This is a genomic window from Photorhabdus hainanensis (assembly GCF_018448965.1).
Lineage (GTDB): Bacteria > Pseudomonadota > Gammaproteobacteria > Enterobacterales > Enterobacteriaceae > Photorhabdus > Photorhabdus akhurstii.
Window position 1 is genome coordinate 58,790 of the sequence record NZ_RCWD01000012.1, and the last position, 15,359, is coordinate 74,148.

At 39.6% G+C, this 15,359-nt stretch carries 12 protein-coding genes; 3 read left to right on the plus strand and 9 right to left on the minus strand.

What is annotated here, in order from left to right:
* Positions 1–48 precede the first annotated feature (48 nt).
* Positions 49–1,881, plus strand: a complete 1,833-nt coding sequence (gene asmA / locus EAE92_RS09570) for an outer membrane assembly protein AsmA (RefSeq protein ID WP_214067915.1) — start codon at positions 49–51, stop codon at positions 1,879–1,881.
* Between the two features lie 149 nt (positions 1,882–2,030).
* Here the strand turns inward: asmA and EAE92_RS09575 are convergent, their stop codons facing one another.
* Together EAE92_RS09575 and EAE92_RS09580 are read right to left on the minus strand one after the other, a co-directional pair.
* The gene (locus EAE92_RS09575) at positions 2,031–2,468 is read right to left on the minus strand and encodes a GNAT family N-acetyltransferase (protein ID WP_214067916.1); all 438 of its coding nucleotides are present in this window, start codon (positions 2,466–2,468) and stop codon (positions 2,031–2,033) included.
* Positions 2,469–2,755: 287 nt separating this feature from the next.
* Positions 2,756–4,327, minus strand: a complete 1,572-nt coding sequence (locus EAE92_RS09580) for a TerC family protein (protein WP_036777931.1) — start codon at positions 4,325–4,327, stop codon at positions 2,756–2,758.
* Positions 4,328–4,573: 246 nt separating this feature from the next.
* Between EAE92_RS09580 and gndA the strand changes: the two genes are divergently transcribed.
* Positions 4,574–5,980 carry an NADP-dependent phosphogluconate dehydrogenase gene (gndA, locus tag EAE92_RS09585; RefSeq protein WP_214067917.1) on the plus strand — a complete coding sequence of 469 codons (1,407 nt, stop codon included), beginning with the start codon at positions 4,574–4,576 and terminating at the stop codon, positions 5,978–5,980.
* A gap of 182 nt (positions 5,981–6,162) precedes the next feature.
* Here the strand turns inward: gndA and EAE92_RS09590 are convergent, their stop codons facing one another.
* From EAE92_RS09590 to EAE92_RS09600, 3 genes are all read right to left on the minus strand, one after another.
* On the minus strand, positions 6,163–6,792 hold the full coding sequence (locus tag EAE92_RS09590; protein WP_214067918.1) for a beta/gamma crystallin domain-containing protein: 630 nt from the start codon (positions 6,790–6,792) through the stop codon (positions 6,163–6,165).
* Between the two features lie 837 nt (positions 6,793–7,629).
* Positions 7,630–8,250, minus strand: a complete 621-nt coding sequence (locus EAE92_RS09595) for a beta/gamma crystallin domain-containing protein (protein ID WP_036814691.1) — start codon at positions 8,248–8,250, stop codon at positions 7,630–7,632.
* A 494-nt stretch (positions 8,251–8,744) separates the two neighbouring features.
* Entirely contained in the window at positions 8,745–9,236 is a 492-nt protein-coding gene (locus EAE92_RS09600; RefSeq protein WP_214067919.1) for a YbaK/prolyl-tRNA synthetase associated domain-containing protein, read from the minus strand.
* Between the two features lie 297 nt (positions 9,237–9,533).
* Here EAE92_RS09600 and yiaY point away from each other — a divergent pair, with 297 nt between their 5' ends.
* Positions 9,534–10,685, plus strand: a complete 1,152-nt coding sequence (yiaY, locus tag EAE92_RS09605; protein WP_214067920.1) for an L-threonine dehydrogenase — start codon at positions 9,534–9,536, stop codon at positions 10,683–10,685.
* A 228-nt stretch (positions 10,686–10,913) separates the two neighbouring features.
* Here yiaY and EAE92_RS09610 read toward each other — a convergent pair whose 3' ends face one another.
* From EAE92_RS09610 to hisA, 4 genes are all read right to left on the minus strand, one after another.
* Positions 10,914–12,551 (minus strand): bifunctional metallophosphatase/5'-nucleotidase, encoded by a 1,638-nt coding sequence (locus EAE92_RS09610; protein WP_214067921.1) that lies wholly within the window; start codon positions 12,549–12,551, stop codon positions 10,914–10,916.
* Between the two features lie 712 nt (positions 12,552–13,263).
* Positions 13,264–13,869 carry a bifunctional phosphoribosyl-AMP cyclohydrolase/phosphoribosyl-ATP diphosphatase HisIE gene (gene hisIE / locus EAE92_RS09615; protein ID WP_214067922.1) on the minus strand — a complete coding sequence of 202 codons (606 nt, stop codon included), beginning with the start codon at positions 13,867–13,869 and terminating at the stop codon, positions 13,264–13,266.
* Positions 13,863–14,639: an imidazole glycerol phosphate synthase subunit HisF gene (gene hisF / locus EAE92_RS09620; protein ID WP_214067923.1), complete on the minus strand. Its 777-nt coding sequence runs from the start codon at positions 14,637–14,639 to the stop codon at positions 13,863–13,865. The genes hisIE and hisF overlap by 7 nt, the downstream gene beginning before the upstream one ends.
* Positions 14,621–15,358: a 1-(5-phosphoribosyl)-5-[(5-phosphoribosylamino)methylideneamino]imidazole-4-carboxamide isomerase gene (hisA, locus tag EAE92_RS09625; protein ID WP_214067924.1), complete on the minus strand. Its 738-nt coding sequence runs from the start codon at positions 15,356–15,358 to the stop codon at positions 14,621–14,623. The genes hisF and hisA overlap by 19 nt, the downstream gene beginning before the upstream one ends.
* Position 15,359: the final 1 nt, after the last annotated feature.

Below are 15,359 nucleotides of genomic sequence, written 5' to 3' on the forward strand. Positions count from 1 at the left end.
GGCTACTGAGTTGTATTGACTGTTTTGACAAAAAAAGCTGAGGAAGTCATGAAGAGATTACTGACGACACTGATTATTTTGCTGGTTGTGATTCTTACTGGTCTGGCAGCATTAGTCGTGTTAGTAAACCCGAATGACTTTCGAGCTTATATGGTCGAGCAGGTGCAAAAGAAGAGTGGCTACCAACTCGTCCTGCGAGATGGTATGCGCTGGCATGTCTGGCCAAAACTGAGCATTATTACCGGGCGTATGTCATTAACGGCCCCAGGAGCGGCGCAGCCAACAGTGACGGCAGAAAATATGCGTCTTGATGTGGAGTTGTGGCCGCTTCTTTCTCATCAACTTGCTGTGAAAGAGGTGATGCTGAAAGGGGCGATATTGAGAGTAACCCCGGAGAGTCAATCTCAGAAAAAAGAAAATATCCCTATTGCACCAAAAGGGAGTGCGGCCAATCCTGTTGCGAAGGGTGAGGGTTGGAAGCTTGATATTGCCAGAATTAAAGTCGTGGATAGTTTGCTTATTTGGCAGCGTGATGAGCATGAGCAGTTAAATGTCCGCGATATTAATCTGCTGATGGCGCGGGATAACCAAAACCATATCAGCGTGGAGTTAAGTAGCAAAGTCAGTAAGAATCAACAAGAACTGGCTTTTAATCTTAATGCTGATGTTGATATTACTGATTATCCATATCGTGTTGCTGGTAATATTGACTCTTTTGATTATCAATTCCAGGGCGCGGGTATACCTACGGGGGGAATTAGTGGTTCAGGAAAAGTACATGCTGTTTATCAAAAAGAGACGGCAGATGAACCGCAAATCGTTTCTTTACAGATGTTGAGTTTCACCGCTAATGAGAGTGAACTGCATGGCAGTATAAAAGCCATGTTGGGGACTCACGCAGATTATCAGATAGATTTATCTTCCCAAAAACTGAATTTAGATAATCTGATGGGATGGGATTTGCTTCCTAAAGAGGGTGCGGAAGTTAAACGTTATTACCGGATAGAGAATAGTTCGGCCAAACCGGTGATCGCCGTTTCAAGCCCTGTCCAGCCTGATTATAGCGCTGCATTTCTGAATGATTTTAATGCTAATGTGGCTATTAATGCGGACAAATTTGTTTATCGAGGAATGGAGATCGATAACCTGATATTGAAAGCGGCAAGTAATAGTGGTGTCGCTGAAATTTCTACTCTGAATGGGAAATTATTTGGTGGTGATTTCTCTATTCCGGTTTTTTTAGATGCAACGGGTAATCAACTTAAGTTACACGCAAAACCTTTGCTGCGGAATATAGAACTGGAACCGGTACTCAAAGCATTTTCTTTACCACAGGCATTTAGTGGTAAATTCAATCTGAATGGGGATCTTTCTGGTAAAGGATATGATGGTTATGCGATTTCGCATATTTGGCAGGGTGATCTTAATTTCAGTTTAGTTAATGCCAAAATGTATGGATTAAATATCCCACAATTAGTCCAGCAATCCGTTGCTCGTGTAACGGATAAAGTGAATATTCCTGATAATATGGATAAATTTACCCGCGCTAAAAAGCTTGATGTTAAAGCGGTGCTGAATCGAGGTGATATAAAAATCAGTCGGCTTCATGCGGTATCCGATCTGCTAAATATTGATGGACAGGGTAAGGCTAATCTACTTAAACAAAATGTTGATGTCGCTTTAAAAGTACAGGTAACACAAGGATGGGGCAAAGATAATGAATTGGTTAGCCGTCTGCGAAAAATGAAAGTACCACTGAGAGTTTATGGTCATTGGGATAATCTGCAATACAATTTGGATATTGAACAACTGCTACGTAATGAGTTGGAGGACAAGGTAAAACAGGCTATTAACGATTGGGTTGAACGTAGCAGTCATTAGCTGTATTAATAACTCATGCCTGATTTGACCGCTCAATCTGGCAGTTGGCTATTATGCTTAACCAGGTGCTTAAATGAATTCTTATCGTTGCCTGAGCATAGTTGTCTGAGCAGTCAATTTCAGTACAAGGGTAGATTTCAACTTGTGAGTTAAATTTTAATAATTGCTAACATCTCTTCATTTTTTTCATCCATGCCGACTTCAACAAAGCCAAAACTGGCGTAAAAGTTTCTTGCTACAGTGTTGCTTGGCTTATAACAGATTTCTATTTCTTTTAATCCATTTGTTTGCCTAATTTCATTAAGGGCTAGCAGCATTGCCTGGCGTCCAATGCCTTTGTTTTGATGTTGTTGATCCACCATAAATCGCCAAATTGATGTCTTTTGCTCTGTTTCAGGCACCCACATAAAAAATCCGACAGGTTTGCCATCTAAGCAAATTGCACGTGTTTGGTATGAGGGATTGAATTTTGATTCAACCAGTGACCACACGTTATCTGCGACATATTCATATTGGTCATCGGTTACTGTTAGATCACAGACATCTTCATAATTGTCTTTATCAACATCAGCGAGGGTTATATTCATGTAATATCCTTGTGAGTTAATGAATAATATTATTGATTGGCAAGTGTATATGAAGTTTATTGAATTGAGAAGCTATGGATTTTTTGTTCTAAATACAAAGTTATTTAATTTAGTTAGATAAATCATTAACAGTATTCGCATAGAGTTCCGCATATAATAGTTCCGAATATAGTATTGATAGCAAAGGCTAAAAAAATCCCGGTACAGTTTAAACTGACCGGGTTTTATTTTGTTTCCGAGGAAAAACTCAGTGATGGCAAATATGATTAGTGATCAATAACACTGAGTTATTCTTTATTTTCTTCCTCTGACGCCAGAGGGGTGATTTTTACCTTATTAATTCGGTGACTGGTCACTTCCAACGGTTCAAACAGATAATTATCAATCTGTAATTGCTCGCCTTGTTGTGGAATATGTTGTGAATGTTCCATCAATAAACCTGCCAAGGTTTGATATTCACGTTTTTCATCCAGTTGCAAAGGAACATAAAGGATCAAATCATCCAGCGGCATATAACCATTGGCGATCCAACCACCATTTTCAGTCGCCTGAATATCATGGCGGGCATCAGTTTCTTCGCCATCTACCGGCAAATTACCCGCGATAGTTTCCATTACGTCGGTCAAAGTCACCACGCCTTCCACAGAACCAAATTCATCGACAACAAACGCGAAGTGAGTTTGTGCCTGGCGGAACTGCTCCAATGCCTGAAGTAGTGAAAGCTGTTCAGGGAAAATCAGCGGTTGTTTTATCAGCGAGTGTAAATCGAAAGGCTGTTGGTTAAGCTGTTGATTCAATAAATCAATAACATGGACAACACCTAATGGTTCGTCACTGATATTTTCATCTGTTACCACAATGCGTGTGTGAGGACTTTTACTCAGTATTTGCGTCAGATTTTCAGTTGGTGCATGAATATCAAGGTACTCCACGTCGTGACGGGAAGTCATGATACTGTTGACGTTACGCTGCGCCATACCCAGAACTCTGGCAATCATTTGACGTTCTTGTGGATCAAACACTTCTTGATTATCAGAAATTAGATTAGATGTATGATTGTCCAATTCTGCGTTTTCATGCTTACCACTCAGGATACGTAAAACAGCTTCCGCTGTTCTTTCACGTAGCGAACGGGAAGCAGTAAGAAATCTGCGGCGGTTAAACTGGGCAAATTGGTTTAAGGATTCAATCATAATGGAGAAGCCGATAGCGGCGTACAAGTAGCCTTTTGGTATGTGATAACCAAAACCTTCGGCTACCAGACTGAAACCGATCATCAATAAGAAGCTCAGACAGAGAATAACGATAGTCGGGTGAGCATTGACGAAAGTGGTCAGCGGCTTACTTGCCAGTATCATCAGGAACATCGCAATGGTGACTGCCGCGATCATGATACCGATGTTGTCTACCATACCAACAGCAGTAACCACTGAATCCAGTGAGAATACAGCATCAAGGACAATTATCTGAACGACAACCGTCCAAAATTTAGATGTTTTGCGCTGTTGTCCTGAGTGGGCATCTTTACCTTCCAGCCGTTCATTAAGCTCCATCGTCGCTTTGAACAGTAAGAAAAGACCGCCTATCAGCATAATCAGGTCGCGGGCGCTAAATGGATGTTCCCAAAGCGTAATTAATGGATGAGTTAGCGTTATCAGCCAGGAAAGACTAAAAAGCAGTACGACACGCATCAGTAATGCGCAACTCAGACCTGTAATTCTTGCTTTGTCTCTTAGTTTTTCAGGAAGTTTATCTGCCAGAATGGCAATAAAGACCAAGTTGTCGATTCCAAGGACAATTTCTAGAACGATAAGAGTAACCAGTCCAGCCCATATCGTCGGATCAGCGATCCATTCCATACAGTTTGTTTTACCTTCTAATTATGACGGCTTATGCCGAATAATGAATAATGGGCATTGCCTCATCAAATTTCAATAGTTGATTTTTCATCTTGGGAAGTTTTTTCCAAAAAATGAGGTGTAGCGGCATCGGTGGCACCAATAACTATCCATTAGGACGCATCCTGAGTTAACATGTGATCACATTAACAAATTGCACACTAATATATATTGGTGAGCCGAATTATCATCAGACAGGAGTTATTCATGTCCAAGCAGCAGATTGGTGTTGTCGGTATGGCGGTGATGGGGCGTAACTTGGCGCTAAATATTGAGAGCCGTGGTTATTCCGTATCTATATTTAACCGTTCAAGTGATAAAACTGACGAAGTGATCGCCGAAAATCCGGGGAAGAAATTAGTTCCAAGTTACACTATCGAAGAATTTGTCGATTCACTGGAAAAACCGCGTCGTATTCTGCTCATGGTTAAGGCTGGTGAAGCAACCGATAAAACTATTGCTTCACTGACTCCACATCTGGATAAAGGTGATATTTTGATTGATGGGGGTAATACCTATTTTCAGGATACTATCCGTCGTAATCGAGAGCTTTCTGCTCAGGGTTTTAATTTTATCGGTACTGGGGTTTCCGGTGGTGAAGAAGGGGCATTGAAAGGCCCATCTATCATGCCTGGTGGTCAAAAAGAGGCGTATGAATTGGTGGCGCCAATTCTGCAAGAGATCGCGGCTAAAGCGGAAGGTAAACCTTGTGTGGCCTATATTGGCCCGGATGGCGCCGGCCATTACGTGAAAATGGTTCACAATGGCATTGAATACGGTGATATGCAGCTTATTGCTGAAGCCTATTCCTTACTGAAAAACGCCCTGAATCTGAGCAATGAAGAACTGTCTGAGATTTTCACTGACTGGAATAACGGCGAATTAAGCAGCTATTTGATTGAGATAACTGCTGATATTTTCCGTAAGAAAGATGAAACAGGCCAATATTTGGTTGATGTGATTTTAGATGAAGCAGCAAATAAAGGCACGGGTAAGTGGACCAGCCAAAGCTCTCTGGATTTAGGTATTCCAGTGACATTGATCACAGAATCGGTATTTGCACGTTATATCTCTTCTCTAAAAGATCAGCGAATGGCTGCGGCTAAAATTTTGAGCGGGCCGGAAGCACAACCATTTAAAGGCGAGAAAGCCGAATTTATTGAGAAAGTCCGCCGTGCGCTTTATTTGGGTAAAATTGTCTCCTATGCTCAGGGTTTTCAGCAATTGAAAGCGGCATCTGATGAGTACCAGTGGGATCTCAATTACGGTGAAATTGCCGGGATTTTCCGGGCGGGTTGTATTATTCGCGCTCAATTCCTGCAAAAAATTACTGACGCGTATAACGAAAATGCGGATATTGCTAACTTGTTGTTGGCGCCTTACTTTAAGAAAATTGCTGATGAATATCAGCAAGCGCTGCGTGATGTCGTCTCTTATGGGGTGCGGAATGGTATCCCAACCCCGACTTTCTCTGCCGCGATTTCTTACTACGATAGTTATCGTTCAGCAGTCCTGCCTGCTAATTTAATTCAGGCTCAACGTGACTATTTCGGCGCTCATACTTATAAGCGTACTGATAAAGAGGGAATTTTCCATACTGAATGGATGGAATAAGCCCAGTTATCACCGGTTGATCTAGAGAATGAAGATTTCACATCTGACATGATGTGGTCTTAATTTCGATGATCGTCTGTAATATGCCGTTGCGGTTTTTCTAACAAATGTACCGCAACGGTGTAGCTTAAATTTCAGAATATGACTTGTCTGAGAGTGATGATTGTCACATTAATCCCGGATTAAGCAATAGGATCAGTACTGATAATGTGAAAATCAAAACGATTATTCCCTACATGAACCAGATTCAAGTTTTTAGGGAAATTGAGACCTTCATCGACAGTTGCAATACCGACAGCATCATAAGAAAAATAGAATGACCCGTTACCAATATATTCTCCGGTGTTGACATTTCTTACATAAATTGAAGTGACTATCTCTTTCTGTACCAATAGTTCGTTAACGACAGTATAATTATCATCTGTTGTTGCGTTAACGTCGATTGTTTCTTGTTCTTCTCCATTAAATATCTTAACGGTCATAGAGAATTTTATATCTGAATGAGTATCATCGATGATTCTTAGTGCAACCAGTTTCGTATCTTTCTGCATAATTCTGAATTTAGATAATCCTCTAATTTCTCTATCGATATCTGGATTATCGACTACCCACTCATAATATTTACTCTCTGGATCGTTGTAATGGCGCCACGCATGGACTTTTGATAACTTGCCGATTTTTACTGAACGGAATTTATCGTTAAGGTTGGAAGGGAGCGATATAATTTTATCAAGTTCTGGGTAATCATGTGACTTACCCTGATAGTTTTTCTCTTCGAAAAATGTGACTCCTGTAATTAATTCTTTTGTCATTCTTTTACTCCTTAAAGTTAATGTAAGTAATATATAGGTTGCCAAGAAATAATGTTTCTGCTAATAAACTCCTATGTAATGTTTTTCTGGAAGTATACTTGGTTGTATTAATGCGAAGTATATAGTATTTGCTTGTTTCTATTATTTTTACAAATTGGCTTTTCCTATGTGATATTTGTTACTAATAATTCATTAGTTCCTCATTTTTAGATGTGATATATCCAGTCAAGAAAGGAATAATATTCGATAGATTAATATTAAAATTAGCATAAAAATTCATAAAGTAAAGCTGTTTAAAAAACGCCGAATAATATCTTGATAATAATATTAATATAGTCAAACTGACTGTTTGAAATATGAAAATTTGATACTTATAGTGAGTCTTGTATCTTAAGCTTAGTATTCAATTTAATTGTGAATATTTTTCATGTTTGGTGTTTTGCGCAGATATTATAAGATTGTTTTTTATTAATAATATTATGAAAATATCTATAATTGGATATGTAATAATGTAATGGTTGGACATTTCTATAATTTTTAGAATTAATCGTTAGGGAGGTATTTATCTCAAAGGAAATAGCTTATGATCATTGTTCCTGATGGATCTTAATTTAATGTTTTTTTAGATTAAATTATTATTTAACTTTTTAGTTATAAATTTTTATCAAAAAAGACAAAGAAAAGTGAATGGCAAACTCATTGTTAAAAATTTATTTTATTGGCAAAAATGAATACACCGTTGCGGTTTTTGATGATGTTCCGCAACGGTGTTGCTTAAATTTTCAGAACGTAGCCTGTCTGAAAACAATGGTTAATTATTGTTACATTATGACCGGATTAGTTAGAAAAATCGGTACTGATAATATGAATATCGAAACGATTGCCACCTACATTAACTATTCTGAGATTTTTAGGGAAATTAGCTTTCTCATCAATAGTAACAACGCCATTTGCATCACGATAGAAATAGAATGATCCGTTATTAATATATACTCCAGTACTGGTATTTCTTATTGCAATGGCAGTGACTAACTCGGTCTCAAATGGCAGTATACCAACCAGTGCATAATCATCATCAGTTGTTGTTTCAACTGGACCCACACAATGTGTATTCGTGAACATTGAGAATTTAATACCTGAATAAGTATCATCAATAAGTCTTAATGCAACCAGACAGGTATCTTTTGGTGCTACTTTGAACTTAGATAGTCCTCTAATTTCTCTATCAATATCTGGGTGATCGTATTCCCATTCACGATAGCGTTGACCTGGTTCACAATCGCTCTGATGACGCCATGCATAAACTTTTGATAGTGTTCCAATTCTTACTGAGCGGAATCTGTCGTTGAGATCATAAGGCAATGGAATAATAACATCATTTTCTGGATAATGGTGCGCTTCACCCAGAAAGTATTTTCTATCGAAAAAAGTTGCACCTGTAACTAACTTATTAGTCATATTTTTCTATTCCTTAAACTTTATTTTAAAAAAAATGTCATCTTTCTTTTTGAAAGCAATATGAGAATACAGTGAGTGTGGGTTCTTGTATTTAATAAAATATAATGAATAGGCATATTAAATTGTTGCCGATATAACACCAATATAATTGACATATCATTTTATGCTGATAATTGAAATAAAGATTCTGAAATTAAAAATAATTGAAGATTCCTATCAAAAGACACCTTTATTGGGGTAGGGAATTATCCCCTAATGTAATTGATAATTTTTTGTATATGGCTCAGTAGTGAATAATTAGATATTCATGGTATTTGATAATTATACCTCTCTGTTTAATGTTTAGATAATGTGGAAATAAGAATGGCTTTATCTCGTGATATAAATTTATGGGGGCGGGATAGTTACCACTTTAAATGAATATGTTTAAAATATTATCTTAAATAGCCTATTTCTATAGGCTATTTGACAAATATCATTTTTCACAATGGTATTTATTCTACCCGGTGAAAACTCACTAATTCAGGTTTTGCGATTCGGTGATAATCTTGAGTGTTAAGAATCACTGAGCGTTCAAGACTGCCAGCATTGAAAGCTAGTTCATCGAAACGTTCAAACAATAAAGGGTCTGCGACTAGTTTCAGATTTGGATGGAAACTAAAAGGTGGAATAGCGCCAAACACACATTGAGTCAGTTCAAAAACTTCTTTAGGGCTTGCCAGTGAGGCGCGGTTGCCACCGATCTGTTTTGCCAGTGAAGAGAGGTCGGCTTGTTGATCCGCAGGTAGTACAGCGAGTACGTATTGACGGAACCTTTCCCCTTTAACATGGCAAACTAACCCTTTTGCCCCTTGTCCAAGTTGCGTACCACGGATTTTTGCAACTTCTTCGGAACGTCCGGCGGTTGGATGTTCCACCACCCGATAACTGGCATGATGATTATCGAGTAATGCAGTCAGGCGGTTAAATATTTCGTTAGAGGGCAAAATAAACTCCTAAGTAATAATCTTGTGAATTGATATATTAATCTTATCGATTATTGTATTTATTATATTGCTAATTACATATATTACCAATAGGAAAAATTATCAAATACTATTTTAATAAACATCATCTAACTCTACCGATGTATATATTTATATTTTTTGAATTATGTGGTTTAAATAGAACTATTATTTATGTTTATTGCAAGAGCAATGATCTGTAGTTCTATTAGGTGATTTTTAAATTTTAATTTTCATATATTTTCATTCTAAAACTATTTTAATATTAAGGAATTATCAATGATGACTACGACTTTTTTTATGGCATCAGTAAATATGTTTGGTGCGGGTTGTTTGGTTAAAGCGATAAATACGATGAAAGTTGATGGTTACAAACGAGCATTGATTGTGACTGATCGTGTTTTAAGTAAAATTGGAGTGGCGGCAAAAGTTCAAGCTCTATTATCTGATGTTGATATTGAGAGTGAAATCTATGATGGAACCCATCCGAATCCGACGACAGTTAACGTTGAGGAAGGTTTGGATATTCTGCGTCAGCATAATAGTGATTGCGTTATTTCTTTAGGCGGTGGGTCGTCACATGATTGTGCAAAGGCGATTGTGTTAGTCGCTGCTAATGGAGGAGATATCCGGGATTATGTAGGTATTGGTCGTTCATCTAAACCGCATTTGCCATTAATCTCTATCAATACGACTGCGGGTACTGCGTCAGAAATGTCACGTTTCTGTGTCATTACCGATACTGAAAGCCATATTAAAATGGCCATTGCTGATAAGAAAATAACACCTGTTTTGTCTGTGAACGATCCAGAATTGATGGTGGGAATGCCGAAAGGGTTAACCGCCGCAACCGGAATGGACGCAATGACTCATGCGGTTGAAGCCTATGTTTCTACTGAGGCTAACCCAATAACGGATGCTTGTGCACTGAAAGCAATCTCGATGATTAGTCACTCTTTACGCCAGGCAGTCGCAGATGGGAACAATATAGAAGCACGTGAAAACATGGCTTATGCACAATTCTTGGCGGGTATGGCGTTTAATAGTGCATTACTGGGGTATGTTCACGCCATGTCTCACCAATTGGGTGGTACTTATAATTTACCACACGGTATATGCAATGCTGTTTTGCTACCACACGTTCAAGAGTTCAACGCTAAAGCAGTTGCGGGGCGTTTGAAAGATATCGCCGCCGCGATGGGGGTAGATGTAAGCGCTATGAATGATCAGCAAGGGGCTGCGGCATGTATTGCTGAAATTCGTAAGTTATTAAAAGATACTGGCATTCCGGCTGGTTTGGCTGAATTGAATGTCAAACTAGAAGATTTACCAGAGTTAGCAACTAATGCCTTGAAAGATATATGTTGTTTGACTAATCCGGTTCAGGCTACCCACGAGGAAATTGTTGCAATCTTTAAAGCTGCTATGTGATTTTGGCATCCTTTTTCAGATAGGGGAGCAGTGCCTAAAAGGCGACGTGGACGTCTACGTCGCCTGATAGTCGTTTTTCGTGTGACTGTTTTTGCCTTTTTCATCTACCGGAAAAGGGCGGTGGATCGCGGTTACAGGGGACAACGAAAAATATAAAATTGTATGTATCCGCTGTACCTATTTCGTTGGGCGTGATTAATAAAATAACCTAACGAAATAGGCTGTTAATTATTCTTCGCTCACATTAACGATACGATCTTGTTTAGGATAAGCAATAGGAGATTTTTCAGCGAAATATTTCATTACTGCATCAACGTCAGGCACGCTATATACAGGATCAATACCTTCGTTAAACACAGAAAAGTTACTTCCCCCTGTTGCTAAAAATTCGTTAGCAACCACACGGTATTTTCGATTGAATTCAACAGGTTCACCATTGATTTTTATTGAGCTGGCAATAACACGATCGCCTATTGGTTTGGTGCTATCCCACTGATATTCAAAACCATTAGAAACCGCTAAAACTTGCGAACGTGAGCGCTCCCATTGTTGTTCCAGCAGACGTTTAATTTGTTCACCGGTTAGTGTCTTAATTAATAATATATTGGAGAATGGCTGAATAGCGTAGATAGCATTGTAAGTTACCTCACCGCTAGTCATGTCAGCACGAATACCGCCGCTGTTCATAAATGCAATTTGGGCGCCGCCACTCTCTTTAGATGCAGCAGTATACAAATGTGCATCTGCAATCACTTTACCCAATGAAGATTCACCAGCACGATTAGTTTGCCTATTCAGGTCGCTATCCAACTTACCAATGATCCGGTTTGCCAATGGAGCGGCTATTTTTTCATATGCATCCAATATTTTAGTTACTTCTGGATCTTTTTCATATTTACGGTTATCAACCCAAATATTTTTTGCTTTAAAATCCACAATATCCTTAGTGTATTTGTCTAGTTTTAGATCCAAATTGGTTATTAACGCGCCGTTAGCTTGTGCGGAAGTGACTGGCTTACCATTAACCACACAGTTGTATGCTTGATGCGTGTGACCAGTAATGACGAAATCAATTTCTTTATCCAATTGGTTAACAATGTCTAGAACCTTACCGGTTAGATCATTACAGGCATTCACATTAATACGCTTTCCATCACGTTTCTGTTCAGCGCCTTCATGAATCAGAACACCTATTGCTTTAATACCTTGTTTCTGTAGTTCAGGCACTAAAGCATTAATGGTTTTAACTTCGTTAGCAAAGCTTAAACCTTCGGTTCCGCTTGGTATCACGATCTTTGGCGTACCTTCCAGAGTCAGACCAATGAAAGCCACCGGAATGCCTTTAAATTTTTTAATGATATATGCAGGAAATAGGGTTTTACTCGTTTGATTGACGGTGACATTTGCTGCCAGATACTGAAATTTCGCCCCCGTAAATGGTTCTGGCCCTTGACAACCAGTTTCGGAATGACAGCCGCCATTTTGTTTACGCAACAGCTCATCCTTACCTTTATCAAACTCATGATTACCGACAGCAGTTGCTTCCAAACCTACTTTGGATAGTGTTTCAATCGTTGGTTCGTCATGGAACATTGAAGAGAGTAATGGGCTTGCACCGATCATATCACCAGCACCAACGACAATATTGTTAGGTTTCTCTTTCTTTAACTCCTTGATTAGCGTGGACATATATTCAATGCCACCTGATTTGTTGGGATCTGGTGCTTTCAGGGCGCCATGAAAGTCATTCATAGCCAGCACACGAACATCAATAACATCTGTTTTATCGTGACCGGGTTTAATGACACATCCGGTCAATAGGGTACTGCCAATCGCCAAAAAAATTAATTTATGCTTATTATTCATCTTATTATCTCTTGGTATTGAGTTCACGTTTTGGACAGTCAATCACTTTTAAGTCTTTGCTGTAATAAATGTAAAACTCATCACGATTGATCTGAATGGTTTTATCTTTAATATGGTACTTCGACGAACAAAAGCAGATTATTGTACTTGGAAATTGCAAAATATTTATTTAAATCAATAGCGTAGGTTTGTTTTTTATAATTAAAGGTATTTGTATTTACATCATGCAGGTAGTAACCCGCAGATAGATTACTTTCGATGCGATTCCAGTGCTATTTCACATCAATACCATACAAATCCATTTTCTAAATAAGATCGGTTTTTGTGGGGGAAGATTTTGATCTTGAAATAGGCAATTGGTTCGATTTTTTATCCAGAATTCAGGTTAGTAATTCAAATCCTATTTGAATGAAACCTTCTCTTACTGAGAAGGTTGTATTTAAATGAAATCATATAAATTTTAAAAAACTATTCGGGCCAAATACCTATCTTTTTATTTAATGTGGAATTAATTGTCTCCCCACAAACCTATTAATGGGCTGTGTCTAAAAATAACAGCCGATTCGCAAATCGGCTATTTTCGGGCGAAGTTGTTTTTCAATGGTGAAGCTGGAATGGAAAATCAATTGTATTGACGGGATAAGGAGCTAAAATTAGACTGTCCTCTGTCCTCTGTCCTCTGTCCTCTGTCCTCTGTCCTCTGTCTTCTGCTTCATCTTTCCCGTAATCGACGAATAACACAGCTGAGATCCAGCTCTTGATCCTGTAGTAGAACCATCAGGTGATACATCAGATCTGCCGCTTCATTCGTTAGTTCTTCTCTGTTATTAACTACCGCTGCCAAAGCAGTTTCTACTCCTTCTTCACCCACTTTCTGAGCGATTCGTTTCGTACCGCTGGCATATAATTCTGCGGTGTATGAGTGGTCAGGATCGGCTGCTTTGCGACTTGCCAGCAATTTTTCAAGCTGATAAAGAAATCCCCATTCAGTTTGTGCCGGAGCAAAGCAACTGCATGTACCAAAGTGGCAGGTAGGGCCGATTGGGTCTGCAAGTGCCAACAGGGTATCATTGTCACAATCAGGATAGATATTGACTAAGTTAAGGAAGTGGCCGGAGCTTTCACCTTTGGTCCACAGACGTTGTTTACTGCGGGAAAAGAAGGTTATTTTGCCTGAACTGATAGTGATATTCAGTGCTTCTTTATTCATGTAACCCATCATTAGGACATCGCCGGATATAGCATGTTGCACAATAACCGGCATCATATAAGCGACTTTTTCCCAATCCAGTTTTTCGATTTGTTGTGCGGTCAGCAAGTTCTTATCTCCACGCCTTGTTGTGAAAGGTAATGTTTTAATTCACCAATATTGATAATGTGTTTATGGAATACAGATGCTGCTAGTGCGCCATCGACATTTGCCTGTTTAAAGGCATCAAGAAAGTGTTCTGGCGCGCCTGCGCCGCCAGAGGCAATGAGAGGGACATGGCAAACGTCGCGTACCTGTTTTAGTTGAGTCAGATCGTAGCCATTGCGGATACCATCCTGATTCATCATATTGAGTACGATTTCACCTGCGCCTCGGCGTTGCGCTTCTTTTACCCAATCGAGGGTTTGCCATTGAGTGGCCTTTGTGCGTTTTTCGTCACCGGTAAACTGATAAACATGATAGCGGCCGGTGTTTTCATCAAACCAAGTATCAATCCCTACGACGATGCATTGAACGCCATAACGATCGGCTAAACGGGTAATTAAGGTAGGATCAGTCAGGGCAGGGGAGTTGATAGAGATTTTATCTGCCCCAAATGAGAGGATTTGCCCTGCATCTTCGACGGTTTTAATTCCACCGGCAACGCAAAAAGGAATATCGATCACTTCCGCAACTTTGGCGACCCAACTTTTATCAACTACCCGTCCATTAGATGAAGCGGTGATATCATAGAAAACCAGTTCATCTGCCCCTTCCTCCGCATAACGTTGAGCGAGTGGCACAATATCGCCAATAATTTCATGATTGCGAAATTGAACACCTTTAACCACTTGCCCATCACGAACATCAAGACAAGGAATTATGCGTTTTGCCAGCATTGAATTGCCTCCGTCAGGGTAAATTTCTCATCAAGTAATGCACGACCAATAATAACCCCGGCTACACCGCTGGCTGGCAGAGAAGCGATATCATTTAATGTGCCGATGCCCCCCGAAGCCTGAAACGCGATTTGAGGATAGTATTGGCAAATTGCCCGATATAATTCGACATTTGAGCCAGTTAGCGTGCCATCGCGGGAAATATCTGTGCACAGTACATATTTCAACCCGTAAGGCAGATATTGCTCAATAACCTGTTCCAGTGTGACAGAGGAGTTCTCTCGCCAGCCATTGATGGCAACCTGTTTTATGCCTGTATCGTTAATACGGATATCCAGCGCCAGCACAATATTTTCCGCACCATAACGTTTAAACCATTGGGTAACCAGCGCCGGTTGTTTTACGGCGATAGAGCCAATCACGATCCGGTTGGCGCCTGCATCAAGTAATGTTTTCACATCTTCTTCTGTACGGATGCCGCCGCCAACTTGAACAGGTATAGAAACCGCTGCAAGTAATTTGCGCAGTAAAGGGATCTGGCGGGCGGATGGATCTTTAGCACCGGTCAGATCGACCAGATGGAGCCGTTTTGCTCCCTGTTGTTCATATTGTTGAAAGTGGGACAGAGGATCGTGTTTATAATCCCGTTGCCGAGCATAATCCCCCTGATGTAACCGTACTACTTTGCCATCAATCAAATCTAATGCCGGTATGATCATT